23 protein-coding genes are annotated in these 22800 nt (G+C 59.0%); 15 read left to right on the top strand and 8 right to left on the bottom strand.

All coding sequences use genetic code 11. The features are described from left to right. Positions 1 to 171: 171 nt before the first annotated feature. Genes PMI35_RS04580 through PMI35_RS04590 form a run of 3 tightly spaced genes read right to left on the bottom strand, consistent with a single transcriptional unit; the run spans position 172 to position 2482 of the window. A complete protein-coding gene (locus PMI35_RS04580) occupies positions 172 to 1239 on the bottom strand; it encodes a maleylacetate reductase (RefSeq protein ID WP_008064911.1) in 1068 nt (355 codons plus the stop codon). A gap of 21 nt (positions 1240 to 1260) precedes the next feature. After that, entirely contained in the window at positions 1261 to 1647 is a 387-nt protein-coding gene (locus tag PMI35_RS04585; RefSeq protein WP_008064910.1) for a nuclear transport factor 2 family protein, read from the bottom strand. Next, positions 1640 to 2482 (bottom strand): dioxygenase family protein, encoded by an 843-nt coding sequence (locus tag PMI35_RS04590; RefSeq protein ID WP_008064908.1) that lies wholly within the window; start codon positions 2480 to 2482, stop codon positions 1640 to 1642. The genes PMI35_RS04585 and PMI35_RS04590 overlap by 8 nt, the downstream gene beginning before the upstream one ends. Positions 2483 to 2655: 173 nt before the next feature. Here PMI35_RS04590 and PMI35_RS04595 point away from each other — a divergent pair, with 173 nt between their 5' ends. The 10 genes from PMI35_RS04595 to PMI35_RS04640 all read left to right on the top strand — a co-directional run bounded on the left by PMI35_RS04595 (position 2656) and on the right by PMI35_RS04640 (position 13502). Next, positions 2656 to 3570 carry a LysR family transcriptional regulator gene (locus tag PMI35_RS04595; protein WP_008064907.1) on the top strand — a complete coding sequence of 305 codons (915 nt, stop codon included), beginning with the start codon at positions 2656 to 2658 and terminating at the stop codon, positions 3568 to 3570. 117 nt (positions 3571 to 3687) lie between these two features. After that, a complete protein-coding gene (locus PMI35_RS04600) occupies positions 3688 to 5121 on the top strand; it encodes a sugar porter family MFS transporter (protein ID WP_008064905.1) in 1434 nt (477 codons plus the stop codon). Positions 5122 to 5199: 78 nt separating this feature from the next. Continuing rightward, complete coding sequence (locus PMI35_RS04605) at positions 5200 to 6096, top strand: intradiol ring-cleavage dioxygenase (protein ID WP_008064902.1); 897 nt, start codon at positions 5200 to 5202, stop codon at positions 6094 to 6096. Between the two features lie 52 nt (positions 6097 to 6148). Further along, positions 6149 to 7021, top strand: coding sequence for a sugar phosphate isomerase/epimerase family protein (locus PMI35_RS04610; protein WP_008064900.1), 873 nt, complete (start codon positions 6149 to 6151; stop codon positions 7019 to 7021). 69 nt (positions 7022 to 7090) lie between these two features. Then, positions 7091 to 8086 carry an inositol 2-dehydrogenase gene (gene iolG, locus PMI35_RS04615; RefSeq protein WP_008064894.1) on the top strand — a complete coding sequence of 332 codons (996 nt, stop codon included), beginning with the start codon at positions 7091 to 7093 and terminating at the stop codon, positions 8084 to 8086. A 46-nt stretch (positions 8087 to 8132) separates the two neighbouring features. Further along, positions 8133 to 9224 carry a Gfo/Idh/MocA family protein gene (locus PMI35_RS04620; protein ID WP_008064892.1) on the top strand — a complete coding sequence of 364 codons (1092 nt, stop codon included), beginning with the start codon at positions 8133 to 8135 and terminating at the stop codon, positions 9222 to 9224. A gap of 106 nt (positions 9225 to 9330) precedes the next feature. Continuing rightward, on the top strand, positions 9331 to 10401 hold the full coding sequence (chvE, locus tag PMI35_RS04625) for a multiple monosaccharide ABC transporter substrate-binding protein (RefSeq protein ID WP_008064890.1): 1071 nt from the start codon (positions 9331 to 9333) through the stop codon (positions 10399 to 10401). A gap of 39 nt (positions 10402 to 10440) precedes the next feature. Continuing rightward, entirely contained in the window at positions 10441 to 11976 is a 1536-nt protein-coding gene (gene mmsA / locus PMI35_RS04630) for a multiple monosaccharide ABC transporter ATP-binding protein (protein WP_008064881.1), read from the top strand. Continuing rightward, on the top strand, positions 11973 to 13163 hold the full coding sequence (gene mmsB, locus PMI35_RS04635; protein WP_008064878.1) for a multiple monosaccharide ABC transporter permease: 1191 nt from the start codon (positions 11973 to 11975) through the stop codon (positions 13161 to 13163). Before mmsA ends, mmsB begins: the two co-directional genes overlap by 4 nt. A gap of 36 nt (positions 13164 to 13199) precedes the next feature. Next, a complete protein-coding gene (locus PMI35_RS04640; protein ID WP_008064876.1) occupies positions 13200 to 13502 on the top strand; it encodes a Dabb family protein in 303 nt (100 codons plus the stop codon). A gap of 14 nt (positions 13503 to 13516) precedes the next feature. On the opposite strand, the gene PMI35_RS04645 is transcribed toward PMI35_RS04640, so the two are convergent. After that, a complete protein-coding gene (locus tag PMI35_RS04645; RefSeq protein WP_008064873.1) occupies positions 13517 to 14197 on the bottom strand; it encodes a TetR/AcrR family transcriptional regulator in 681 nt (226 codons plus the stop codon). A 200-nt stretch (positions 14198 to 14397) separates the two neighbouring features. On the opposite strand from PMI35_RS04645, the gene PMI35_RS04650 reads away from it, so the two are divergent. From PMI35_RS04650 to PMI35_RS04660, 3 genes are all read left to right on the top strand, one after another. Further along, the gene (locus tag PMI35_RS04650; protein WP_008064871.1) at positions 14398 to 15237 is read left to right on the top strand and encodes a TauD/TfdA dioxygenase family protein; all 840 of its coding nucleotides are present in this window, start codon (positions 14398 to 14400) and stop codon (positions 15235 to 15237) included. A 31-nt stretch (positions 15238 to 15268) separates the two neighbouring features. Further along, positions 15269 to 16039 (top strand): class II aldolase/adducin family protein, encoded by a 771-nt coding sequence (locus PMI35_RS04655; RefSeq protein ID WP_008064869.1) that lies wholly within the window; start codon positions 15269 to 15271, stop codon positions 16037 to 16039. Between the two features lie 79 nt (positions 16040 to 16118). Further along, positions 16119 to 17078 (top strand): 2-hydroxyacid dehydrogenase, encoded by a 960-nt coding sequence (locus tag PMI35_RS04660; RefSeq protein WP_008064867.1) that lies wholly within the window; start codon positions 16119 to 16121, stop codon positions 17076 to 17078. An 89-nt stretch (positions 17079 to 17167) separates the two neighbouring features. Here the strand turns inward: PMI35_RS04660 and PMI35_RS04665 are convergent, their stop codons facing one another. Together PMI35_RS04665 and PMI35_RS04670 are read right to left on the bottom strand one after the other, a co-directional pair. Then, entirely contained in the window at positions 17168 to 17971 is an 804-nt protein-coding gene (locus tag PMI35_RS04665; protein ID WP_008064865.1) for an SIR2 family NAD-dependent protein deacylase, read from the bottom strand. A gap of 10 nt (positions 17972 to 17981) precedes the next feature. Then, positions 17982 to 18635, bottom strand: coding sequence for a hypothetical protein (locus PMI35_RS04670; RefSeq protein WP_032832035.1), 654 nt, complete (start codon positions 18633 to 18635; stop codon positions 17982 to 17984). Positions 18636 to 18717: 82 nt separating this feature from the next. Here PMI35_RS04670 and PMI35_RS04675 point away from each other — a divergent pair, with 82 nt between their 5' ends. Next, positions 18718 to 19404: a hypothetical protein gene (locus PMI35_RS04675; RefSeq protein WP_008064863.1), complete on the top strand. Its 687-nt coding sequence runs from the start codon at positions 18718 to 18720 to the stop codon at positions 19402 to 19404. Between the two features lie 273 nt (positions 19405 to 19677). Here the strand turns inward: PMI35_RS04675 and PMI35_RS04680 are convergent, their stop codons facing one another. Continuing rightward, positions 19678 to 21093, bottom strand: a complete 1416-nt coding sequence (locus PMI35_RS04680; RefSeq protein WP_008064862.1) for an amidase — start codon at positions 21091 to 21093, stop codon at positions 19678 to 19680. Positions 21094 to 21095: 2 nt separating this feature from the next. After that, complete coding sequence (gene betI, locus PMI35_RS04685) at positions 21096 to 21686, bottom strand: transcriptional regulator BetI (protein WP_008064861.1); 591 nt, start codon at positions 21684 to 21686, stop codon at positions 21096 to 21098. 94 nt (positions 21687 to 21780) lie between these two features. On the opposite strand from betI, the gene choX reads away from it, so the two are divergent. Next, a complete protein-coding gene (gene choX / locus PMI35_RS04690; protein WP_008064860.1) occupies positions 21781 to 22722 on the top strand; it encodes a choline ABC transporter substrate-binding protein in 942 nt (313 codons plus the stop codon). Positions 22723 to 22800 lie beyond the last annotated feature (78 nt).

Genomic DNA, 22800 nt, shown 5'->3' with positions numbered 1-22800 from the left:
AGAGCCCTTGGTTACTTAGGGCCGGGCGGCGTTCCGTTTTTCCAAGTGACTCGCCGTAAGGGCGAAACCCTAGGTGGCCGTTACCGCAGGAATGGATATACACCCATTCCAAACATACACCTGCAGCCAACAACCTAAAGTGATTATGCCCCTCTGCGTTCTTTCCTCAGGTCACTGCGGGCGAACGCCGTCAAAAGCGTCTTGCAGCAACTGACGGATTGCCGTTGCTTCGATAGGCCGCGGATTCCAGTAAGGGTTGGACAGTGCGATGTCAGTGGCGCGATCCAGATCCGCCTCGGTCAGGCCCAGGTCCTTGAGCCGGGTCGGTGCACCCAGCGAACTGGAAAGATCGAACAGCGCAGCGGCGGGACTGCAATCATCCACGTTCAGCGCCCGGCTGATGCGCGACAGTGCCGGCGCGGCGGGCTGGTTGTAGGCGATGGCGTGGGGCAGCACGATGGTGTGGGTTTGTGCATGGGGCAAATTGAAGCTGCCGCCCAGGGTGTGGCACAGCTTGTGGTGCAGGGCCATGCCGACATTGCCAAGCACCGTGCCGCATAGCCAGGCGCCGTACAGGCAATCGCCGCGAGCATCGATGTCGGATGGGCTCTGATGGATTTTTTTCATGCCTTCGGCCAGTGCACGGATGCCTTCTTCGGCCATCAGCGACATGACCGGGTTGCCATCCTGGGCGTACAAACCTTCGGCGGCGTGGGCGATGGCGTTCATGCCACTGGTGATGGACATATCCAGGGGCAGGCTGACGCTGAGCTCAGGGTCATAGATCACGGTTTTGGGCAGTACGCGTGGGTCTTTGCCGGTGCGCTTGAGGCCGTTTTCGGTCAGGCCGAATACCGGTGTCATTTCGGAGCCGGCGTAGGTGGTCGGGATCGCCAGGATCGGCAGGCCCGAGTCCATGGCGATGGCCTTGCCCAAACCTGTGGTCGAGCCACCGCCAATGGCGACTGCACAATCGGCACCCAGTTTGCGTGCGACTTCGCGAGCCTCGCGGGCGGTTTCGATGGGCACATGCATGACGGCCTTGTCGAAAATATCGGCGGCACGACTGCCCAGCAATTGCGCGATGTGCTCAGCCTGGGAACGCTGTTCCGGGGTGCACAGTACCAGTGCCCGTTTGGCGCCCAACCGATCGATTTCCGCTTCCAGTTGTTGCAGCGAGCCCTTGCCGAAAATGACGCGCGACGGTTGGCCGTTATAGATGAAGGGTAGGGTGGACATGGGGCGGTTCTCCGGGGGCAGTTAGAGCGCTGAAGGTTTGGCCATGGGCGTGGGGTGATAAGCGAAAAACTGCCATTGCAGGCCGGCCTTCACCCAGACCGTCAGCGTGCGGTTGTGAATGGTTTTGGCGACGCCATGGGACGTGATGTCGGCTGACATTTCTCCAAAGACGAGGGCGGTATCGCCTGAACACCGAACTTGATGAATCAGGTGGTCGATGCGGTGATAGACGTAGAGACCGTCACGGCATTTGCTCAGGTAACTGCTCAAACTGTCCTGGACGCCGTTGGAGTGGACGTAGGTCAACTGCGGGTGGGACAGCCTTTCAAAGGCTGGCAAGTCACCTTGGCGCATGGCCAGGTAACGTTGCGCCTCAAGTTCCTTGATGACAGTACTGTCGTTATTCATGGGCCCCTCGAGCTTCGGTCAGGACAAAGTCGAACGCCAAGGTATGGAACGCTTCGCTGATTAACGTGCCGTCCGGGGCCTGGCCGGGTTCTTGCCGGAGCCATTGCGCAATCAATGAAGGGCGCACGCCAAATACCGCGTCCGAATCCAGATACGGGTCGCCTTCGCGAAACACCTGGGTGTTCAAGCGCTGGAAGCCTGTTGCGCTGATGTCGAACTGCAAGTGGGCCGGGCGCCATGCATGGCGATTGAGCGATGTCAGCATGTGACCGACAGGCCCGTCGTCAAGGATGGGCTGGCCATCGGGCACGACGGTCCAGAAATGGTAGCCCCCGGTCTGATCGGCTTGAATCAAGGCATGGCCACCGTCCTGGGCGCCGCCTGCCGTAGATATCCGCAGCGTGGCACCGGGAACGGGATTGCCCTTGACGTCATGAATCACCCCGCGCACATGCAGCCTGGGCCCGACGTGTCCGGTGTTTATATCGGCGCCCAGATCGTGGATCGTCGCGGCCGGCGCCTCCAGCACAGGGAGGGTTGTGGCTTCGGTGCAGCCGGCGGGCTTCCTGTCGTTCTGCGCCAGCACCAGGGTCGACAGCCCCAAGGTGTGGGAAAGGAGCACGAATTCCTGGCGATCCGCAGAGCTGACCTTGCCCGCCTGGGCCAGAAACGCCATTCCCTGTTGCCACTCTTTTTCCGTCAGTTTGATGTCACGAGCAAAGGCATGCAGGTGCTGCACGAGGCTGGTCATGACTTCACACAAGCGCGCGTCCGTGGCACCACTGTTACGCGCCAATACGGCTTGGGTGATGGAGGCTTCGTCCAGATTGCGCATCGTGACTCCCGAATTCTTCAGATTTTTTCACGCCCTGCCGGCACTCGCGGCTACACCGCCAACCGATCTGTTCAGGCTATGGCACTGCACGTTATAGTTCCAAACAGCGCAAAAAAAGTCCGATAAAGAAATTCTTTATTTCATATATGAAAAACTAAAAGACGGAGCACGCGATGGATCGGCTAACCGAACTGGAGCTTTTTGTAACGACGGCCGAGTTGGGCACCTTGAGCAAGGCCGCCGAATTCCTCGGCTTGTCCAATGCGGCGGCGAGTCGACACCTGGTGGCGCTGGAGCAACGACTGAACGTGAGGTTGATCGATCGCAACACTCGCCGGCTGGCGCTGACCCATTCGGGCCATCAGTTCTATACGAGTTGCAAGAGCTTGCTCGGCGAGCTCAAGGAAGCCGAGGCTTCGCTCACCGAATCCCTGGTACAGCCGGTCGGCACCCTGACCATCACCTCGTCGATCTCATTCTGCATGCTGCATATCGCGCCGCTGATCCCGGCGTTTCGCAAGAAGTACCCGCATATCACCGTCAAGGTGCTGGGCGAAAACCGCTATTACGACATCATCGATAGCGAAATCGACCTGGCGATCAGGACCAAGGAATACGAGCCAGACTCCAACATCACCATCCGCCGGCTCGCGGAAACCCGCAGGGTCCTGGCCGCATCACCCGGCTACTTGCAGCGCAAGGGCACGCCCAAAACCATTGATGACCTGGTCAACCATGACCTGTTGATCTACAGCCATGCCAACCAGCCGCGGGTCATGCGTTTCACCAAAGGCGACGAAGAAGTCGCGATCAAGGTCGATCCCATCCTGGAAACCAACGACGGGCAGATCGTTCGGGCAGCGGCGCTGGCGCATGGCGGCATCCTGGTGCAGCCCAAGTACATCATCAACGCCGACCTGGTGGCGGGGCGCTTGATCCCGGTGCTGGATGAGTGGGACCTACCTCGCTTGACGATCAACATGGCGTTTCAGAGCCGGCGCTACATGCCGACCAAGCTGCGGGTGTTCATCGACTTCTTGCTCGCCGATTTTGCCGAGCATGAATATGAGCGCTACTGGACGCGCTAGCCGCAGTTTTCCACCAGCCGGAAAACACATTTGCCATATGAACGTTTTTCTTCCGATTCAATGGCAGTAGTCTCATTCCCACTGAGTGCACACATAACTTCAATAAAGGTTGACCTCATGTCCAACAGTCGAACTGCCGGTAGTGCGTCGTCGAAAATTCTCTGGCGTATCGCAGCCATCACCACCATGGGGTCATTGGGTTTCGGTTACGACACCGGTGTCATCTCCGGTGCATTGCCCTTCATGTCGCTGGATGCCAGCCAGGGCGGCCTGGGCCTGACCCCGGTCTCGGAAGGTCTGGTGGCGTCTTCCCTGATATTCGGCGGCGCAGTGGGTGCACTGTTCGCCGGTCAGTTATCCGACCGTTATGGTCGTCTCGGCGTACTCAAGGCCTTGGCCCTGTTGTTTGCATTGGGTGCCCTGGGCACCGCGCTGGCCCCGGACATGTGGTCCATGGTCGTCACCCGCTTCATTCTCGGTATCGCCGTCGGCGGTGCATCGTCCACCGTGCCGGTGCTGATCGCCGAGCTGGCGGCGCCCAAGCATCGCGGACGGCTGGTGTGCCAGAGCGAATTGATGATCGTCTCCGGTCAATGCCTGGCCTACATCGCCAGTGCCGGGCTGGCACACCTGTTCGATAGCCCGACCATCTGGCGCTACATGCTGGCGATCGCCTTGATACCCGCGGCGCTGCTGTACGTTGGCATGCATTTCGTCCCCACTTCGCCACGCTGGCTGGTCAGCAAAGGCCGTGTTGCCGAGGCCAAGACGGTCCTGGCCGGTATTCGTGACACGCAACGCGAGGCCGACCGCGAGCTGAAGGAAATCATCTCCCAGTGCAAGGTCGAACAGCGCCATTCAAGTGTGCTCGCCACGCTCAATGAACCCTGGCTGCTCAAGTTGCTCGCCATTGGTATCGGCCTTGGTTTCGTGATCCAGTTCACCGGTGTCAACGCGTTCATGTATTACACGCCGATGATCCTCAAGGAGACCGGGATGGGCATCAATGCCGCGCTGATCGCCACCATTGGCAACGGCGTGATCTCGGTGATCGCCACCCTGATCGGCATGTGGGTGATCAACCGCATGGGTCGGCGTTCGATGCTGTTGTTGGGGCTGACCGTGGTGGTGCTGGCGCAGATCTTCCTCGGTGTGGTGCTCAACTTCATGCCGCACTCGCTGGTGCAAAGCTACCTGGCGCTGTCTGGTGTGCTGGTGTTCCTGTTCTTCATGCAGATGTGCATCGGCCCGGTCTACTGGCTGCTGATGTCGGAACTGTTCCCGACCCACGCCCGTGGCTTGATGAATGGCATTTCAGTGAGCGTATTCTGGATTTTCAACGCCATCGTCGCCTTCGTTTTCCCGGTGCTGCTGAGCGTGATGGGCGGTATGACCTTCTTCCTCTTTGCGGTGGTGAACATCGGCTCGATCGTCTTCTGCACGCTGTGGTTGCCGGAAACCAAAGGGCTGACCCTGGAAGAGATCGAGCAGCAGATGAAGCAACGCTTCAACGGTCGTAAATGGCGTGCTGCCGACGCCCAGGCCTATTGAGAACGACCAGCGCTTGCCGGCAGTCAAACCTGAACAGCCTGCCGGCCTTCAAGAACAATGAAACAAGGACCTCACGTCATGACTGCTCATCTGGATACCGACATCGCCATCGGCGGCCTTTTCGAAGAGGAACACTCCGCCGAGATCGTCAATGCCCGCAACTCGGCCGACGCCAATCCACGGCTGGTTGAGATCATGTCGGTACTCACCCGGCATCTGCACGCGGCCATCAAGGAAATCGAGCCGACGCACGATGAGTGGTTCAAGGCTATCGAGTTCCTGACCCAAACCGGGCAGATGTGCACCGACTGGCGCCAGGAATACATCCTGCTGTCGGACGTGCTGGGTGCAACCATGCTGGTGGATGCGATCAACCATCGCCGGCCCAAGGGCGCCACGCCTAACACGATCCTTGGCCCTTTCTACGTGGCCGATGCGCCGCGCTATGAGAACGGCGCGAACATCTGCCTGGATGGCAAGGGCGAGCCAACGCTGGTCAGCGGTCGGGTGCTGGACACGGCCGGTCGGCCGATTGCCGGTGCAACCCTGGACATCTGGCAAACCAACGACGACGGTTTCTATGACGTGCAGCAAAAAGGCGTACAACCGGATTACAACCTGCGCGGCCTGTTCACCACCGATGCCGACGGCTACTACGCGTTCCGCACGGTCAAGCCGCGTCATTACCCGATTCCCGCCGATGGCCCCGTGGGCAAGTTGCTGGGTGATCTGGGCCGCCACCCCAACCGGGCCGCGCATTTGCATTTCATCGTGACTGCCGAAGGTTACGACCAGGTCATCACGCACATTTTCACCCCCGACTGCCCGTACTTGCACGAGGACACCGTGTTCGGCGTGAAGAAAGAACTGATCGCCGAGTTCACCACCCAAACCGACCCGCACGTTGCGCAGCGCTATGACTTGCAGGTGCCGTTCCTGGCGGTGAATTGGGACTTTGTCCTGACCCCGGCCTGAACAAAAAACTGTTAGCGACCGTCCTGAAACCACTCACTCATAAGTGATCGTCATGCCAAATAAAAGTATTGAACTGCTTGCCGCCTACTGGACCCTCGCTGGCGACACATACCCTGGCGCCCCCAGCGAGATCAGTCCGTTCTCCTTGCAAGCGCGTGCCGAAGCGGCATCGAAAGCCGGCTGGCGCGGCATGGGCCTGGTGCATGCCGACATCCTGCACAACGTTGAGAAACTGGGCATCTCCACCATGCGTAACATCTTCCAGGACAACGGCATCAAGCACCTGGAAGTGGAGTTCCTGACTGACTGGCACCTGGACGGAGAGCGCCGCGCGGCCTCGGACAAGATCCGCGATGAACTGCTGGAAGTCGCTGGCGAACTCGGTGCGCGCAGCCTCAAGGTAGCCGGCGGCCTGTTCGAAGACGGCCTGCCCGATGTACCGCGCATGCGTGAAACCTTTGGCCTGTTGTGCGACCGCGCCCAACCCTTCGGCGTCAACGTGGTGATCGAGTTCCTGCCGTTTTCCAGCGTGCGCACCATCGACCTCGCGATTGCCGTGGCCGAAGGCGTACGTCCTAACGGCGGCCTGCTGGTCGACACCTGGCATGTGGCGCGCGGCGGCATGAGCTTTGATGAAATCGCCAAGATCCCGCTGGAGTTGATCAAGTCCATCGAGCTGGATGACGCCAACCACGCCATCGTCGAAACCCTGTTCAACGACTCCACGCACCACCGCAAATTGTGCGGCGAAGGCCAGCTGGACGTGCCGGACTTCATCCAGCAAGTGGTCAACGTCGGCTACGACGGGCCCTGGGGCGTCGAGCTGATCTCCGCCGAGTTGCGCAAGCTGCCGCTGGAAGTCGCCGCCAAGCGAGCCTTTGAAACAACCATCGCGCAGTTCGAAGGGATCAAGTTCCCGAACTGATGCACCGGATAAACACGCCAATTTTGCTCGTACACAACAACGAACAATAGAGTTTTCAGGAGAGAGACAATGGTAGGTATCGCAGTTCTCGGCGCCGGCCGTATCGGCAAGATTCACGCAGCCAACGTCGCGGCCAGCCCGTTCGCAAAACTGGTGGTGGTAGCCGACCCGTTCGGCAATGCCGCTGAGCAATTGGCGGGTGCACTCGGCGCTGACGCCATGACCGACTGCGAAGCGGCGATCGATCGCGACGACGTCCAGGCCATCGTCATCGGCACCCCGACCCACACTCATATCAGCCTGATGCTGCGCGCCGTGCGCCAGGGCAAGGCGGTGCTGTGCGAGAAGCCGATCGATCTGGACATGGCCAAGAGCCTGGCCGCGGTGGAAGAAGTGGAGCGCCTCAACGGCCGGGTGATGCTCGCGTTCAACCGCCGCTTCGAGACCACCTTCGCAGAAATGCGCGCGGCGATTGAAGCCGGCGATATCGGTGAGGTGCGCCAGGTGATCATCAGCAGTCGCGACCCGGGCCTGGCGCCAGAAGGCTATATTGAACATTCCGGCGGCATCTTCCGCGACATGACCATCCATGACCTGGACATCGGCCGTTGGCTGCTGGGCGAGGAACCGGTGGAACTGACCGCCATCGGCAGCCGCCTGATCGACCCGCAGATGATGGAAAAGTACGACGACTACGACACCGCGATGGTGCAGATGCAGACTGCATCGGGCAAACAGTGCCACATCAATAATTGCCGCCAGGCGGTCTATGGCTACGACCAGCGCATCGAGGTGTTCGGCTCCAAAGGCATGCTGCAAATGGACAACCTGCGCCCGACCACCATCCGTCGCTGGAGCCAGGACGTTACCGACGCTCGCGAGCCGTTGCTGAACTTCTTCCTCGAGCGCTACCAGCAAGCCTACAAGGCCGAACTGGATGCCTACATCGATGCGCTGGTCAAAGGCAGCCCAATGCCGACCACCGTACAGGATGGCCTCAAGGCGCTGAAACTGGCCGACGCCGCTGTCGAGTCGGTCAAGACCGGGCGCGCGGTCCGGCTCTGAGCCGAACGTTACTCGCTACTTCGGACAAGAACATCGGGAGAACAACATGTCCTATCAGCTTGAGAGTGGCGCCACCATCGGTGTGGCCTGCCTGGGGATCACCCACCCACACACGTCGGGCCGCGTCAAAGCGTTCAAGCGCATACCGGGCGCGCAGTTCCTGGGTGCCTACGACGACAGTCCGTTGCTTGAGCCCTTCTGCGATGCACTGGGTTTGCAGGCGCGCAGCAAGGAAGAAATCCTCGCCGACCCGAACGTGCACGTCGTACTGGTGCACCCAAAAAGCTACCTGATGGCCGACTGGGCCATCGAAGCCCTGGAAGCCGGCAAAGCCGTGCTCTGCGAGAAGCCGGCGGGTCGCGGCACGATCGATACCACCCGTATCGTCGAAGCGGTCGAGCGCACCGGCGGGTTGTTCCAGGTGGGCTATTGCTGGCGTTACGCGCCGTCGGTGGAAAAGATGCAGCAAGTGCTGCAGAGCGGTGAGATCGGCAAGGTCCTGCAGGTTCGCGCCCATGCCGGCTGTTCCCACGATGAGGCCGACACCAACCACATGAAACAACCGGGCGACCGCGGTGGTGCCTTCTACGTGATTGGCTGCCACACCATCGACCGTTTGTTGCTGCACTTCGGCATGCCCAAATCGGTCAATGCGCGGATCACCAAATTCGCCGGGCAGATGAGCGATTCGGCGCGCGAAGACGCCGTGGGCGCGGTCCTCAACTACGATGACAAGTTGATCACCATCGACTTCATGTCCTGGGATCCGATGCCCTGGACCGAGAGCTGGGACATCACGGCCTACGGCACCCACGGGGTGATGCACTCCACGCCGATGCCGGCGTCGTACAAGCTTTATCACGATGGCAAGAACGGCCATCAGCAAGGCTGGACCCACTGGAACGAGAACAGCTTTCCAGAGATCTGGGCGGTGCGCAAAACGGTCTATTCCCCGGAGATCGCCGAGATCGGCAACCCGGTGTATTTCGATCGCGAAGCCGCAGCTTTCGTCCAGTCGTTGCGTACCGGCAGCCCTTCGACCGTGCCCGCCACCCAGGCGCACAACATCAACGTGATTCTCGAAGCGCTGTTCGAGTCCGCTGAGTTGAACGGCCAGGAAGTCCTCCTGGCCAGGTAATCGGCTTCACGCATCCCGTAAATGAATACCCCGGCCGACTCTGTTTTCAGGGTCGGAAGGGGACCTGCATCCCGAGAAATGCCCACAACAAGAAAAAGAGGTCACCATGCACACGATCATCAAGATTGCCGGCGCAATACTGTTGGGACTGGCCGTCAGTGCCTGCGATAAAAGCGCGACCAGCACCAAGGGCACCATTGGCGTGGCCATGCCCTCGAAAACCGAAGCACGCTGGGTGTCGGACGGCAGCAGTATCGTCGACTCGTTGAAGAAGCTCGGCTACGACACCGACCTGCAGTACGCCCAATACGAAGCACCGACCCAGCTGTCGCAAATCGAAAACATGATGGTCAAGGGCATCACGGGGCTGATCGTCGCGCCGATCGATGGCACGACCATGGCCGATGTGCTCAAGCAGGCCAAGGAAAAAGGCATCAAGGTCATTTCCTATGACCGGCTGATCCGCAGCACCAAGGACTTCGACTACTACGTCACCTTCGACAACTACCGCACCGGTGTGCTGCAAGGCCAGTCCATCGTCGACAAGTTGCAACTGCAGCAGGGCAAGGGTCCGTTCAACCTGGAAATCTTCGCCGGCTCCACCGACGACAACAATGCCCATGTGGTGTACGCGGGCGTGATGTCGCAGCTCAAGCCCTACATCGACAGCGGCAAACTGGTGATTCGTAGCGGCCAGCAGGCCATGGAAAAGGTCGCGACACCCAACTGGGATGGCGCCCAGGCCCAGGCGCGCATGGATAACCTGCTCAGCGCCTTTTACGGCACCGCCCACCTGGACGCCGTGCTGGCGATGAACGACCAGATCGCAACCGGCGTGGTGTCTTCATTGCGCGGCGTGGGTTACGGCACGGGCAAGGCAGCCATGCCGATCGTCACCGGGCAGGACGCCGAGGTGGCCAGCATCAAGTCGATCATTCGCGGCGATCAATCCTCGACCATCTTCAAGGACACCCGCGCCCTCGCCGAGGCCGCTGCGCAGATGATGGACGCCAGCTTGAGCGGCAAGACGGTGGTGGTCAATGACTCCACGTCCTACGACAACGGCGTGATGATCGTGCCGACCCAACTGCTCACGCCACAACTGGTCGATGGCAACAACTGGCAGAAAGTCCTGGTGGACGACACCAAGTTCTACACCTCGGAGCAGTTGCGCTAAGGCGAACCGTGATGGGTGCGTGCTGGCAGGAGAGAGAAAATGACAAAAACCATTCTCGATATGCGTGATATCCAGAAGAGCTTCGGCCCTGTGAAGGCGCTCAGCCGGGTCAACCTCAAGGTCGGCGATGGTGAAATCCATGCGATCTGCGGTGAAAACGGTGCCGGTAAATCGACCCTGATGAAGATCCTCAGCGGCGTCTATCCCCATGGCAGCTACGCCGGTGAAATTGTCTTCGATGGTTCGCCAAGAACCTTCCAGGGGTTGCGCGACAGTGAGGCACTGGGCATTTGCATCATTCACCAGGAGCTGGCACTGGTGCCAATGCTGTCGATCACCGAGAACCTGTTTCTCGGCAATGAGATCGCCCGGCATGGCGTAATCGACTGGAACCAGGCGCACCGGCGAGCCCGTGATTTGCTCGCTCGTGTCGGCCTTGATGCAAGCCCCCAGACCCTGGTGGGCAAACTCGGCATCGGCCAGCAGCAAATGGTGGAAATCGCCAAGGCGCTGGCCAAGGACGTGCGACTGCTGATCCTTGACGAGCCCACCGCCAGCCTCAACGAAAAAGACAGCGACACCTTGCTCAAGCTGATGCTTGAACTCAAGGGGCGTGGCATTACCTCGATCATCATTTCGCACAAGCTCAACGAGATTGGCCGCGTGGCCGACGAGATCACGGTGATTCGCGACGGCAGTACCGTCGACGTCATCGACTGCCGCGCCGAGCCCATCGATGAAGCTCGGGTCATCCGCTCCATGGTCGGTCGCGAGTTGTCGGATCGCTACCCGTCCCGCGTCAGCGAGATCGGCGACACGCTGTTCGAGGTCGAGGGCTGGTCGGTGGGCGACCCCGAGCGTCCTGGTCGTGACCGCATTCGCAATATCAATTTCCATGTGCGGCGTGGCGAGGTGGTCGGCATCGCGGGGTTGATGGGCTCAGGCCGTACCGAATTCGCCATGAGTGTGTTTGGCCGCACCTACGGCACCAACATTCGCGGCAAGGCTCGCCTGGAGGGACGGGAAGTCGACCTCGGCACGGTGCGCAAGGCCATCGATCAAGGGCTGGCGTACGCCACCGAAGACCGCAAGGGTGCGGGCCTGGTGTTGGGCGAGAGCATCACGCGCAACACCAGCATGGCCAACCTGGCCGCCGTGTCCAAACGCTGGGTGATGAACGAACTGGCCGAGACCAAAGTGGCCGTCGACTACCAGGCGCGCCTGCGCATTCGCACCCCGGATGTATTGCAGTCGGTGGACAAGCTCTCGGGTGGTAACCAGCAGAAGGTCGTGCTGGGCAAGTGGCTGTTTTCCGATCCCAAGGTGTTGATTCTCGACGAGCCCACCCGCGGCATCGATGTGGGGGCCAAGTACGAGATTTACGGCGTGGTCAATCAAGTCGTCAGCGAGGGCAGGGGGGTCGTGATGATCTCCTCGGAGATGCCCGAGCTGCTGGGGACCTGTGACCGGATTTATGTGATGAACGAAGGGCGCTTTGTCGGCGAGTTTCCGATCGCACAGGCATCGCAGGAAAAAATCATGCACGCAATCATGAAAAATGAGGTGATCCAGTGAGCGAAGTCAGCGTACCTCTCACATCCAAACCAACGGCGCTCACGTCAATCAAGCGTGGCGCTCGGGAATACGGTCTTCTGGCCTCGTTGATCGTCATCATGGTGTTCTTCCAGGTGGCCACCGGCGGGGCGCTGATGCAGCCGCTCAACCTGACCAACCTGTTGTTGCAGAACAGCTACATCGTGGTCATGGCGCTGGGCATGTTGATGGTGATCGTCTGCGGTCACATCGATCTGTCGGTCGGTTCGGTGGTCGGCGTGATCGGAGCGATTGCTGCCGTGCTGATGGTCCAGTATCGAATGGACTTCTTCACCGTCACGATCATCTGCCTGGCCACCGGCGCGCTGATTGGCGCGGCGCAGGGCTATTGGGTCGCGGTCTGGGGCATGCCGTCATTCATCGTCACCCTGGCGGGCATGCTGATCTTTCGTGGCGCGACCATCGCGATCTCCCAGGGGCAGTCGATCGGTCCGTTCCCACCGGCCTTTTCAGCGATCAGCTCGGGCTTCATCCCCGACATCTTCGCCCATGAACACCTGCGCATTACCTCCCTGCTGGTGGGCATCGCCGTCGCCGCCGCGTTCTGGGTCGTCGAATACCGTAGTCGCAGACGCACGCACAAGAGCGGCGGCAACGTCGCCCCCATGGCCCTGTTCGCGCTGAAAAATGGCGTGATCACGGCGCTCATCGTGTACTTCTGCTACCTGCTCTCGACGTATCGCGGCATCCCCACGGTGCTGGTGATCATGAGTGTGTTGATCGGCGTGTACACCTTCATCATGAACCGTACCGTGATCGGTCGCTGGATCTACGCCGTGGGCGGCAATCTGAAAGCCGCCAAGTTGTCCGGGATCAACACGTCGCGGGTGACCTTCTTTGCCTTCGTCAACATGGGCGTGCTTGCAGCAGTGGCGGGTCTGATTTTCGTTGCCCGCCTCAACAGTGCTACACCACGCGGGGGCTCCGGCTTCGAACTGGATGTGATCGCGGCGGTGTTCATCGGCGGCGCCTCGGCGTCTGGCGGGGTTGGCAAGGTCGTCGGCGTGGTGATCGGCGCCTTCATCATGGGTGTACTCAACAACGGCATGTCGATCATGGGCATCGGTATCGACTATCAGCAGATGATCAAGGGCGCCGTGTTGCTGGCGGCGGTATTTGTGGATGTTTATCAGAAGAGCAAGGTTTGATATGGCAGGCATGACCGACACGGCGGGGAGTTCGCGATGATCAAGCACATCGTGATGTGGAAGGTGGAGGGCAAGACGGCCGAGGAACACAAGCAGGCCTGCCTGTTCCTCAAGGAGCGTTTCGAAGGACTTGCCGGGCTGATCCCCGGACTTCTGAAAATCGAGGTGGGTGTGGATTTCAGTCGTATCGACTATGCGTGCGATGTGGTGCTCTACAGTGAATTCGCTTCCCGGGAAGCCCTGGAAGCCTACGCCTCCCATCCCGAGCATCTGCGGGTGAAAGGGGAGTTGGGGAACTCACGTATCGCGCGGCATCAGGTTGATTACCGGACTTCGTAGGGTTCGTGGTTGCGTCAGCCGAGTGCGGATGGACGCAGGCAACCGATAGCCATGGCAACCAGGCTGTCGAGTAAGGCCGGATCTTCCAGCTGTGCCGGCATATCCTCCAATACCGAGCGGATGACACTGCGCAGTCCCTGCCCAAGCAAATAAGCCGACAGGGCGGGGTGCTGCGTGGTGATCTCATGTTCGTACAGATGCAGGAGCGGCAGCCAGGTCGCTTCGATGAATTCACCTGTCGTGCGGTAAGGGCCGCGCCACATTCCCAGGTGAAGGGCGCAGTGGTAACGCAAGTGAAAGGCCTTGTTCAATTTGAACAGGCGTGTTTCGACACGAATGATGTTGGCCAGGATCTCGCGCAGTGCTGATTTTAAGGGCACGCCCACCAGCCGTTCGCGCACCCTCAGCAGCTCCTCCGATTCCTCGTCGAGAACACGCTCGTAGAGCAGGGCGACGATCGCGTCCTTGTTGGGGAAATATTGGTAGATCGAGCCAACGGCAACTCCAGATACTTCCGCGATGCGGGCGACGGTCAGCGCCTGCTCGCCGGCCTCGTCCAGAATCCGCAGGCACGCCTGCTCCACGGCATCGACCAGGGCGCGAGAGCGTGACTGGGTCGGACGTTTGCGTAACGCGGGAAGCTGCTCCGGCGAAGACTGTGGGGCCATCCTGGTTTCAACGCCTTTCTTGTTCATGGGAATCCGAGTGGTGTATTTCTCGCGGTCCTAAAAATTAAATATTTATCAATTAAATCAATTAGTTGGTTGAGTTTTTAGGCGCTTCTGGAATGCGAATATTCGAGCTTTCGCGACCTGAGTATGATCGTTTTCGTCGATCAGACATCGTCCAAACGCGTAGTGATGCGCCTTGTTCAAACCCTACCGGGAGATTGCCCATGTCTTCATCTTTCACCGTCCGGCCCCTTGGCCCCAGCCTGGGTGCCGAAGTGCTTGAGCTGGATCCGGCTTCAGTCGTTTTGCCAGAAACGCTGGCGGCGCTCGAGGCCGCACTCATCAAACATGAAGCCTTGGTACTGCACGTCCCGGGGCTTAAACCCGAGCAACATCTGGCGATTGCGCGGTATTTCGGTGAGCCGGAGGTACACACCTTCTACCCTAACCTGGGTGAGGGCTTTGAGCAGATCACCGTGATCGACTCCAAGTTGGGCGATCGAGCGGATATGTGGCACCACGACGAGAGCTTCCTGCCCAGCCCGCCGATTGTCACCATGACTCACGCGCAGATCCTGCCGCCCTGTGGCGGCGACACCTGCTGGATCAGCATGACCACGGCCTACGACGCGCTGTCCGAGCGCATGAAGCACTACCTCGAAGGCCTCAGCGCCTGGCACGACATGAACGGCCCCATGACGACCGCGCTGCGGCAGAACGTGGTCACGCACGAGCGCTATGTCGAGGTCGTCAAGGCCAACCGGCGGCACCTGCATCCGCTGGTCATTCAACACCCGCAGACAGGTCGCAAGGCGCTGTACCTGAGCCCCACCTACACCACCCACATCGACGGCCTGGCGGTCCCCGAGGGCGACGCCATCCTTGCCTACCTGCATGCGCATTGCCAACACGTGCAATTCGGTTTCCGCCATCGCTGGCGCGTCGGCGACATGGTGCTCTGGGACAACCGCAGCGTGCTCCACAACGCCATCCTGGACTATCAACCGCACCAACGGCGCATGCAGCGCACCTCGGTATTCGCTCGCGGGTCTTTCCACGGGTAATTCATTGCCAGTCGCTCAAGAGGAAACAGTCATGTTGATGGATACGCTGAACAAGGATTTGCTGGCCCGCTACGCGCCCAAGCCAGGTCGCCATGCGCTGCTGCCCCCGTTGTCACCCCAGCAGAGCGTGGCGTTGCTGTGTCGGGTGTTGTATCGCGAAGGCTATAACGACCACATCGCCGGCCACATCACCGTTCGCCAGGACGACGGCACCTACCTGGCCAACCCCTGGGAACTGACCTGGGGTGAAGTGACCGCCTCGGATATCGTGCGCCTTGACCAGCAAGGCAAGGTGATCGAAGGGCAGTGGAACATCACCCCGGCCATCAACCTGCACATTGATGTGCACACTGCCCGGCATGATGTCGGCGTAGTGATCCACAACCATCCGCAGTGGGGATCGGTGTGGTCGGCAGCCGGGCGTGTTCCACCGATCTATGACCAGACGTCCGCTCTTGTCGACACGGACCCGGTGCTCTATGACGAGTATCAGGGCACCGTCGAAGACACCGAGCGAGGCCGCGCCGTCGTGGACGCGCTCGGTGCGCAAAAATGGGCGTTGCTCGCCAACCACGGCGTGCTGGTGGTGGCCAACGGCATTCGCCAGGCACATTTGCGCGCCATCACCCTGGAGTGGCGCAGCCGCCTGGCCTGGCATGTCGAAGCGCTCGGCGGTGGCGCACCCTTGCCCGCCAGCGTCGCGCTCGCCACCGGAGCGCGCACCGATGCCAATGGCTTTCCATTCCTTTGGGAAGCCATGGCTCGCGAGGAAATCCGGCGCGATCCAGGCGTTCTCGACTAAGCCTCCCCCACCAGGCGCGGCGGCACGGCAGACGTCCATGCCGCCGGTACTTCGAACCTTGCCGAGACAGGACCACGCGATGAAGCCCACTGTGTTACTGCTTTCCCGCTTGCCCGACAGTTTCATCATCCGCCTGCGCGAGCACTTCGACTGCCACGCCTATTCGCATCTCGACGAAACGCGGATCACGGAGCTGGCTCCCACCGTGCGAGGCATTGTTGCAACGGCCGAATCCCGCGTGCCCCGTGCATTGATCGCCCGATTGCCAGCGCTCGTAATCATCTCGGTGCTGGGTGTCGGTTACGACGGAATCGATCTTGAAGCCGCGCGTGAACACAACGTCTGTGTCACCCATACCCCTCGACTGTCCACCGACGACATTGCAGATTTCGCCATCGCGCTATTGCTGTGTGCCGCCCGCCAGGTTCTGAACGCCGACCGGTTTATACGACGAGGTGAATGGCCAGCCGGCCGCTATCCGATGACGGCGCGGGTGTTCGGCGGGCGAATCGGCATCGTCGGTTTGGGCCGCATTGGCAGGGCAGTGGCGTTACGGGCCCAGGCGTTCGGTATGAGCATTGCCTATACGGGACGCACGCCAAAGTCTGACGTGCCCTATCGCTGGTGCAGCGATGTGCAGGCACTGGCAGCGAGTGTCGATTATCTGGTGGTGTGCGCGAGCGGTGGCGCCGAGACTCACGGCATGATCAACGCGGCCGTGCTGGCAGCGCTTGGCCCCAGCGGTGTATTGATCAATATCGCGCGCGGCTCCATCGTCGACGAACAGGCCCTTGTCGAGGCCTTGCGCGAACGCAGGATTCTCGCGGCGGGGCTCGATGTGTTTTGCGATGAGCCGCACGTTTCCCGGGCTTTGCTGGAGTTGCCCAATGTGGTGCTGACACCGCATATGGCCAGTACTACTGATGCGACAGTCCAGGCAATGCTGGATCTGACGTTTGATAATCTGGCGAGGCATTTCGCGGGGGAGGCTGTTCTGACTCAAGTGAACCGGCACTGCGACCTGCAGACGTTGCAGTGAAGGAGACTCCAGCGGGCCCTCCAGTATCTCAGTGCACTTGAGCCCGATACAAAAAGGGCGGGGTGTCAAATGACGTATATCCCCCACATTTACAGGTCTGTGTTTGGATTTGCTTTGCGCAATAACTGATCGTGAGGCCTGAACCCTTGCATCAGCAGTTGTGGCAGTACCTCACTTGCTCGCCCTCCTAACCAAAACTCCCGCGCGCTTCGGACACACTTGGCGTCTGGATTGATATGTACCACGGTAGCCCCCGCCCGCCAGGCAATGTCTGGTATTTGTGCTGCGGGCTCGACGACTCCCGATGTTCCGACAGATAGGAGTACGTCGCAGTCTTTCGCAGCGGCAAAAGCCTGCGCGAGAGCCTGGGTAGGGAGGCTTTCTCCAAACCACACTACGCCAGGGCGTAGCTTGCCACCGCAATGACTGCATCGCGGCGGCTCCAAGTGCCGACCCTCTATTGGCTCATCAGGCGGCGGCATAGGGTCGATAGCGAACCTGGCGCAGGCAAAACAACGTGGCTTGTTTAAACTCCCGTGCAGATGGATGACCCCAATACTGCCGGCGCGCTCATGCAGGTCATCTACGTTCTGTGTGACCAGTGTCAGCTTTGGCACCATGGCGGATAGTTCAGCAATTGCCCGATGCGCCAGATTGGGTTGCGCGTTGTACACCTGCATCCGCCGCCACTCATACCAGCCCCATACGAATGTCGGATCTCGTCTAAAGGCTTCACGTGTAGCCAGGGCAGCGGGGTCGAAGCGTGCCCACAATCCAACCAGCGCATCACGGAACGTTGGAATGCCGCTTTCCGCAGAAACTCCAGCTCCGGTAAACACAAGGACATGCTTGGCGTTTTGTAGTGCATCGAGCAAGCCCTGATCAATCTCCACGGGAGGCACCTCAGTTTTTTCTTCTTACCAATGCGATATAGATAGCCGACTGTCCATTCGCCGGGTCGATGTAGTTTGCCGTGGCCATGTCGCAGAGATGCACGGGTTCTAATGCCAGCTCCAGTTTTGGCGCGCCTTCATACCATTCTTCGTCGTCTTGCAGTGCATGTTCAAAGGCCTGAAGCATTTCCTGGCAATCCTTGAACTGACGATTCAGCGCGTACCCGCCGGCTTGATCTTCGTAGAAGCGATGGAATACCAGAAGGACCACACCCCACCGTATGACCTGGTCATTCGATTCGGTATTAGGTATTACCTTTTGCAGGTCACGGCGGATTTCCCATATTTTCTGATAGGCATTTTTATTATTGTGGACGACTTTGAACTCCACGGAATGGGGTGGCTGTTCTCCTGTCTGATCTTCGATCCACAAATCCACTTTCTTGCGCTCGGCAGCGATCAGCCAGCGGGGCACATTGTGACGATCATCCAGAGGTTCGCCCAGTCCAAACCGGGCACGATTGACGTCCAGTAGCGCAGCAGCTTCCAGGCTCAACCAATGCTCAGGGGCTACTGTGACCGCAATGGACATCAGCATGCGTCGGCGCTCTTCCTGCTGGAGATGCGTAATCAAGAAATCAAAAAATGAAGGTACGAAGGACATGAGTGGTGTCTGCTCTCGAAGGGTTACGTGGTGACAGCAATGATATAATGGCCATTTGCTATAGTGCAGAGGTACTGACCGGATGGCCAGTAGAAGTGAAATTTTTGGTTTTAAGTTCGAGTCACAAGATTTCAAAATCTACAGTTATGCCGATGAGGCTGGCTTGCTTTCTCATGCAACCATTCAGGAAGTCGATCGCGCCCGTTTTGCGTTTCTTGTCAATGCCCCGCTGGATGTCTCGATGCAGGTTACCGGCCAGTTCTCGTACGTGTTTTATCTAGATGCGGAACCTGTTGAGCGAAAGTTCTTGCCTCAAAACTATCAACTGGTTTACTCGGATCAGCCGTGTGGGCGCTCGTTCGACCGGTGGATCGAGACAGTTATCCGTTATTTGTGCGCCTGCTTCTGTTGCAATGCCATTCCGGCGTTCGATGCGCATGAAATAGCAAGTGTCCTACTGGAAGCGCGGCAACACCGATTGCATTTCAATGTAGTGCCCTTTGATGCCCTCTCCACTCTTGATGGTGAGCCGGTCTTCAATCGATTGTTGGCAGTCGTTTTCTCCTCGCCCGATTGGGGCTACGGCGATGTTTTCGATAAGCTGGAATTATGCGAGTGTCTCGGGCACTGGGTTGTTGGAGGTGGGGCTTTCCATCCGTACGATGAGCGTTTGGTAATGCTGCTAGGTGATCCAGCCTGCTGTGACCAACCCAGTAATGCGATAAAAGCCGAACTGGGTCCCGGAGATCTGCCGGCCATTTATGAATGACAATGGGGCATTACAACCGGTAAAGCTTAGGGCCGCCTTGGGAAAGGGAGAGTCACTTGTCACCGGCTGCTTCCAGCCGAATGCCGCCTTTCACGATGGGCGGCAAACGACCAAAGCCGGCACTCATGAATACTTCACGACGTGAAGCAGCCAATCATGGTTGGCAGGAACAAGATATCTGCCTGTGGCAGTGTCTATAAAGTTGTGGGTCGCTTCAGCCAGTCCCGCTAACGCCAACAACATCCATTGAGGAAAAGCAAAAGTGCCTGCCCATTAAAACAAGGCCATCGCTAATAAACTTTTTTCAATTTCATTTGCGAGCCTCAGAATGGTTTCCTCATCACCAAATTTGCCAACGATTTGCATCCCGATGGGAAGGCCGCCCTCCATGATCCCAACGGGGATGTTGATGGCTGGCTGGCCGGTCAAGTTGAACACTTCAGTGAAGGGAGAGAATGCGTAGGCGTTTTTATACCACTCGTCCAGATGCCTTTCCCCGGTTGTGACAAAGCCACCAATCAACGGTGGTGCCAGCGCCACTGTCGGCGTGATGAGAACATCGATATCGGCGAAGCGATCGACCATGTCGTGGCTTACTTTGTTCTGGGCGGCACGTGCATGGTGCACATCCAGTGCCGTTCTGCGACGCGAACTTTTGTAAAACTCATAGGTAATCCATTCGACATCTTTTTCAGAGATTGGATAACCGCGAGCTTGGGCCTTGTGCTCCATCAAGGCCTCGATTTCCATCTGCCAGAATAATGCGGCGGCTGCCCCGGCGCGGCTCATGTCCGGCCAATTGAAGGGACGTAATTCATGGCCGTCTTTGCTTAAAAAATCCACGGCATTCAATAGGGCTTTGTGGATGGACTCATCAATACTCGAACCATCTGGACGGGCACAGGCAAAGGCGATTTTCAGTCGTGGCGACTTCGTCTTCAGGCATTCGAGCCAGGAGGGCGGGGCGGGGGGAGCCGCATAGGGCGCGCCGGGTTCATAGCCAGACAGGACATCCAGCAGCAATGCGCTATCGCGCACGGTCCTGGTCAGTACATGCTCGCAATCCAGGCCACCCACAAACTCGCCGACATGCGGGCCCACAGGGTTGCGTCCCCGACTTGGCTTGAGTCCAACCACACCACAAACGGCAGCCGGAACCCTGATCGACCCGCCACAGTCGGTGCCATGCGCAACGGGCACCATGCCTGCGCCCACGGCACAGGCCGAGCCTCCGCTTGATCCACCAGAGGCGTACCGCGGGTTCCTGGGGTTTCGGCAAGGGCCTTGCCATTGCGGCTCTGTGACAAAATCTCCGGCAAACTCGGGCGTCTTGGTTTTCCCGAGAATGATTGCCCCGGCCTTGCGCAACCGGCTGACAAACTCACTGTCGACCTGAGCGGGTGCGGCATCTTCGTACAATCGCGAACCGTGCCGGGTTGCAAAGCCTTTTACATCGATGTTGGTGTCCTTGATCAGGATAGGTACACCTGAGAGTGCTCCTGCCTTGGGATCCAGCGCCGCACGTTGCGCGCCTTCGATATCGATTGCAACGACTGCGCCCAGGGCCGGGTCCTGGATTTCAATTTCCCTGGCGGCCAGGTTGACCAACTCCAGCGCAGTGACTTCACCGGACTTCAACCCTTGAACAAGGCCCACGGCATCAAGACTTTTATACTCTTCAGGTGTCATTTCTACGCCTCCAGATCATAACCAAGTGCATTGTTGAGGAACTCGTAAGCCAGGCGACGCGAGTCATCGATCGTGTCCGGGTTGCAATCGACCGCAGCCCGCAACCATAAGCCGTCGATGAAGATCGCGATCATCTGCGCCCGGGAATTGGCTGTGGCCTTGTCCATGCTTTTTGCCAAGGCATGGAACAGTAAGGAGTGGCTCCTGCGCGCCACGATGTTCTGTACCCGCTGCAATTTCGGGGACTGCGGTACCTGGGCCCAGAAGGCGAGCCAGGCCGCGACATTGTCGTGCGTCAGGTTCAAGGCACTGACGTTGCCGTCCACGAACGCGAGAACACGCTCAGCGGGTGTCGTGGACAGGCGCAGGCGCGCAAAGATCTCGGCGTTGATGCGTTTGTTCAGCTCTCTCAAGGTGGCTTCGAGCAACGCATTCTTGTCCGAGAAATAGTGGTGGACGATGCCGTTGGCCAACCCCGCGCGGGCGCTCACCTGGGCCATGCTCGTCCCCGCCATGCCTTGCTCGCCAATGAGGGCGAGCGTTGCCTCGACGAGCTGCTTTCTTCTGATTTCCTGCATTCCGACCTTTGGCATGGGCTTCTCTTTTTTTCATTGGACACTCAATGAAAAAAAAGTTATCACTAGGTTCTCCTAAAAACAAGAGCAAGAGATCGCAAGGGGATCCGGTATGAAAAGCAGTGCTATCGGTTGTGCCGTGCTGTTGATGACATTCCAGGGGATTGCCGGCGCCGCGGAGCCGGCGGCGTGTCGTGCGCCTCAGTTCGCAGAGGTGGGATGGACCGACATCACGTTGACGACGTCCTTGACCACCGCCGTATTGGAAGGACTGGGCTACACCCCGAAAGTCATCACGCTATCGACCGGAATCGCCTACAAGGCGATGGAAGGCAAGAGCATCGACGTGTTCCTCGGAACATGGGATCCCGCGTTGATCGAGGCGGCCCAGCCTTACTACGACAACAAGTCGATTCAGACCGTGCGAGTGAACCTCACCGGCGCCAAATTCACCTTGGCGGTTCCGCGATACGTCTATGAGCAAGGTGTCAAAAGCTATGCAGACCTGGACACTTACAAGGCAAAGTTTGGCGGGAAAATCTATGGCGTAGAACCGGGTGGCAACAAACCGATCCAGAACCTCATCGCCGATAACGCTTATAACCTGGGGAGCTGGAGCCTGGTTGAGTCCAGTGAGAAGGGCATGCTGACCCAGGTCGGCAGGCAGATCAGAAAGAACGACTGGATCGTGTTTCTGGGCTGGGCGCCTCACCCCATGAACAAGAATATCGAACTGGAATATTTGTCAGGCGGTGACAAGTACTACGGAGCAAATTACGGCGCATCGTCGGTGCGCACCGACGTGCGTACGGGATACCTGGACGAATGCCCTAACGTGGGCCAGCTTCTCAAGAACCTGGAGTTTTCCATCGATGCCGAAAACACCATGATGGATTACGTGATCAATGGCGGCCTTGACCCACGCTCTGCGGTAAAAAAATGGCTGGGTGATCATCCCGAATGGCTGGATAAAACATTGCTCGATGTTCAAACAGTGGAAGGTCAACCCGGGCTCGCGGCGGTGAAGTCTTATATGGAGACTGCGTCCAGATAGACGACACTTCTCTGGCTTTGGCCGACTACCGGACAAAGTGAGAAAACCCATCCTGGTCTGGCGGGTTCAGGGGGCGCA

This window comes from Pseudomonas sp. GM78, assembly GCF_000282475.1.
In the GTDB taxonomy this organism is placed as follows: domain Bacteria; phylum Pseudomonadota; class Gammaproteobacteria; order Pseudomonadales; family Pseudomonadaceae; genus Aquipseudomonas.
Note: the sequence above shows the minus strand (reverse complement) of the source record. Positions and strands in the feature narration are given on the sequence as shown.

Bases quoted from the DNA above. Each gene is read 5' to 3' on its own strand.
- betI (WP_008064861.1), bottom strand. From the start codon at position 21,686: ATGCCAAAGGTCGGAATGCAGGAAATCAGAAGAAAGCAGCTCGTCGAG.
- PMI35_RS04595 (WP_008064907.1), top strand. From the start codon at position 2,656: ATGGATCGGCTAACCGAACTGGAGCTTTTTGTAACGACGGCCGAGTTG.
- PMI35_RS04645 (WP_008064873.1), bottom strand. From the start codon at position 14,197: ATGAACAAGAAAGGCGTTGAAACCAGGATGGCCCCACAGTCTTCGCCG.
- PMI35_RS04660 (WP_008064867.1), top strand. From the start codon at position 16,119: ATGAAGCCCACTGTGTTACTGCTTTCCCGCTTGCCCGACAGTTTCATC.
- PMI35_RS04670 (WP_032832035.1), bottom strand. From the start codon at position 18,635: ATGTCCTTCGTACCTTCATTTTTTGATTTCTTGATTACGCATCTCCAG.
- PMI35_RS04590 (WP_008064908.1), bottom strand. From the start codon at position 2,482: ATGCGCAATCTGGACGAAGCCTCCATCACCCAAGCCGTATTGGCGCGT.
- chvE (WP_008064890.1), top strand. From the start codon at position 9,331: ATGCACACGATCATCAAGATTGCCGGCGCAATACTGTTGGGACTGGCC.
- iolG (WP_008064894.1), top strand. From the start codon at position 7,091: ATGGTAGGTATCGCAGTTCTCGGCGCCGGCCGTATCGGCAAGATTCAC.
- PMI35_RS04600 (WP_008064905.1), top strand. From the start codon at position 3,688: ATGTCCAACAGTCGAACTGCCGGTAGTGCGTCGTCGAAAATTCTCTGG.
- PMI35_RS04680 (WP_008064862.1), bottom strand. From the start codon at position 21,093: ATGACACCTGAAGAGTATAAAAGTCTTGATGCCGTGGGCCTTGTTCAA.
- PMI35_RS04655 (WP_008064869.1), top strand. From the start codon at position 15,269: ATGTTGATGGATACGCTGAACAAGGATTTGCTGGCCCGCTACGCGCCC.
- mmsA (WP_008064881.1), top strand. From the start codon at position 10,441: ATGACAAAAACCATTCTCGATATGCGTGATATCCAGAAGAGCTTCGGC.
- PMI35_RS04585 (WP_008064910.1), bottom strand. From the start codon at position 1,647: ATGAATAACGACAGTACTGTCATCAAGGAACTTGAGGCGCAACGTTAC.
- PMI35_RS04675 (WP_008064863.1), top strand. From the start codon at position 18,718: ATGGCCAGTAGAAGTGAAATTTTTGGTTTTAAGTTCGAGTCACAAGAT.
- choX (WP_008064860.1), top strand. From the start codon at position 21,781: ATGAAAAGCAGTGCTATCGGTTGTGCCGTGCTGTTGATGACATTCCAG.
- PMI35_RS04610 (WP_008064900.1), top strand. From the start codon at position 6,149: ATGCCAAATAAAAGTATTGAACTGCTTGCCGCCTACTGGACCCTCGCT.
- PMI35_RS04640 (WP_008064876.1), top strand. From the start codon at position 13,200: ATGATCAAGCACATCGTGATGTGGAAGGTGGAGGGCAAGACGGCCGAG.
- PMI35_RS04605 (WP_008064902.1), top strand. From the start codon at position 5,200: ATGACTGCTCATCTGGATACCGACATCGCCATCGGCGGCCTTTTCGAA.
- PMI35_RS04620 (WP_008064892.1), top strand. From the start codon at position 8,133: ATGTCCTATCAGCTTGAGAGTGGCGCCACCATCGGTGTGGCCTGCCTG.
- PMI35_RS04650 (WP_008064871.1), top strand. From the start codon at position 14,398: ATGTCTTCATCTTTCACCGTCCGGCCCCTTGGCCCCAGCCTGGGTGCC.
- PMI35_RS04580 (WP_008064911.1), bottom strand. From the start codon at position 1,239: ATGTCCACCCTACCCTTCATCTATAACGGCCAACCGTCGCGCGTCATT.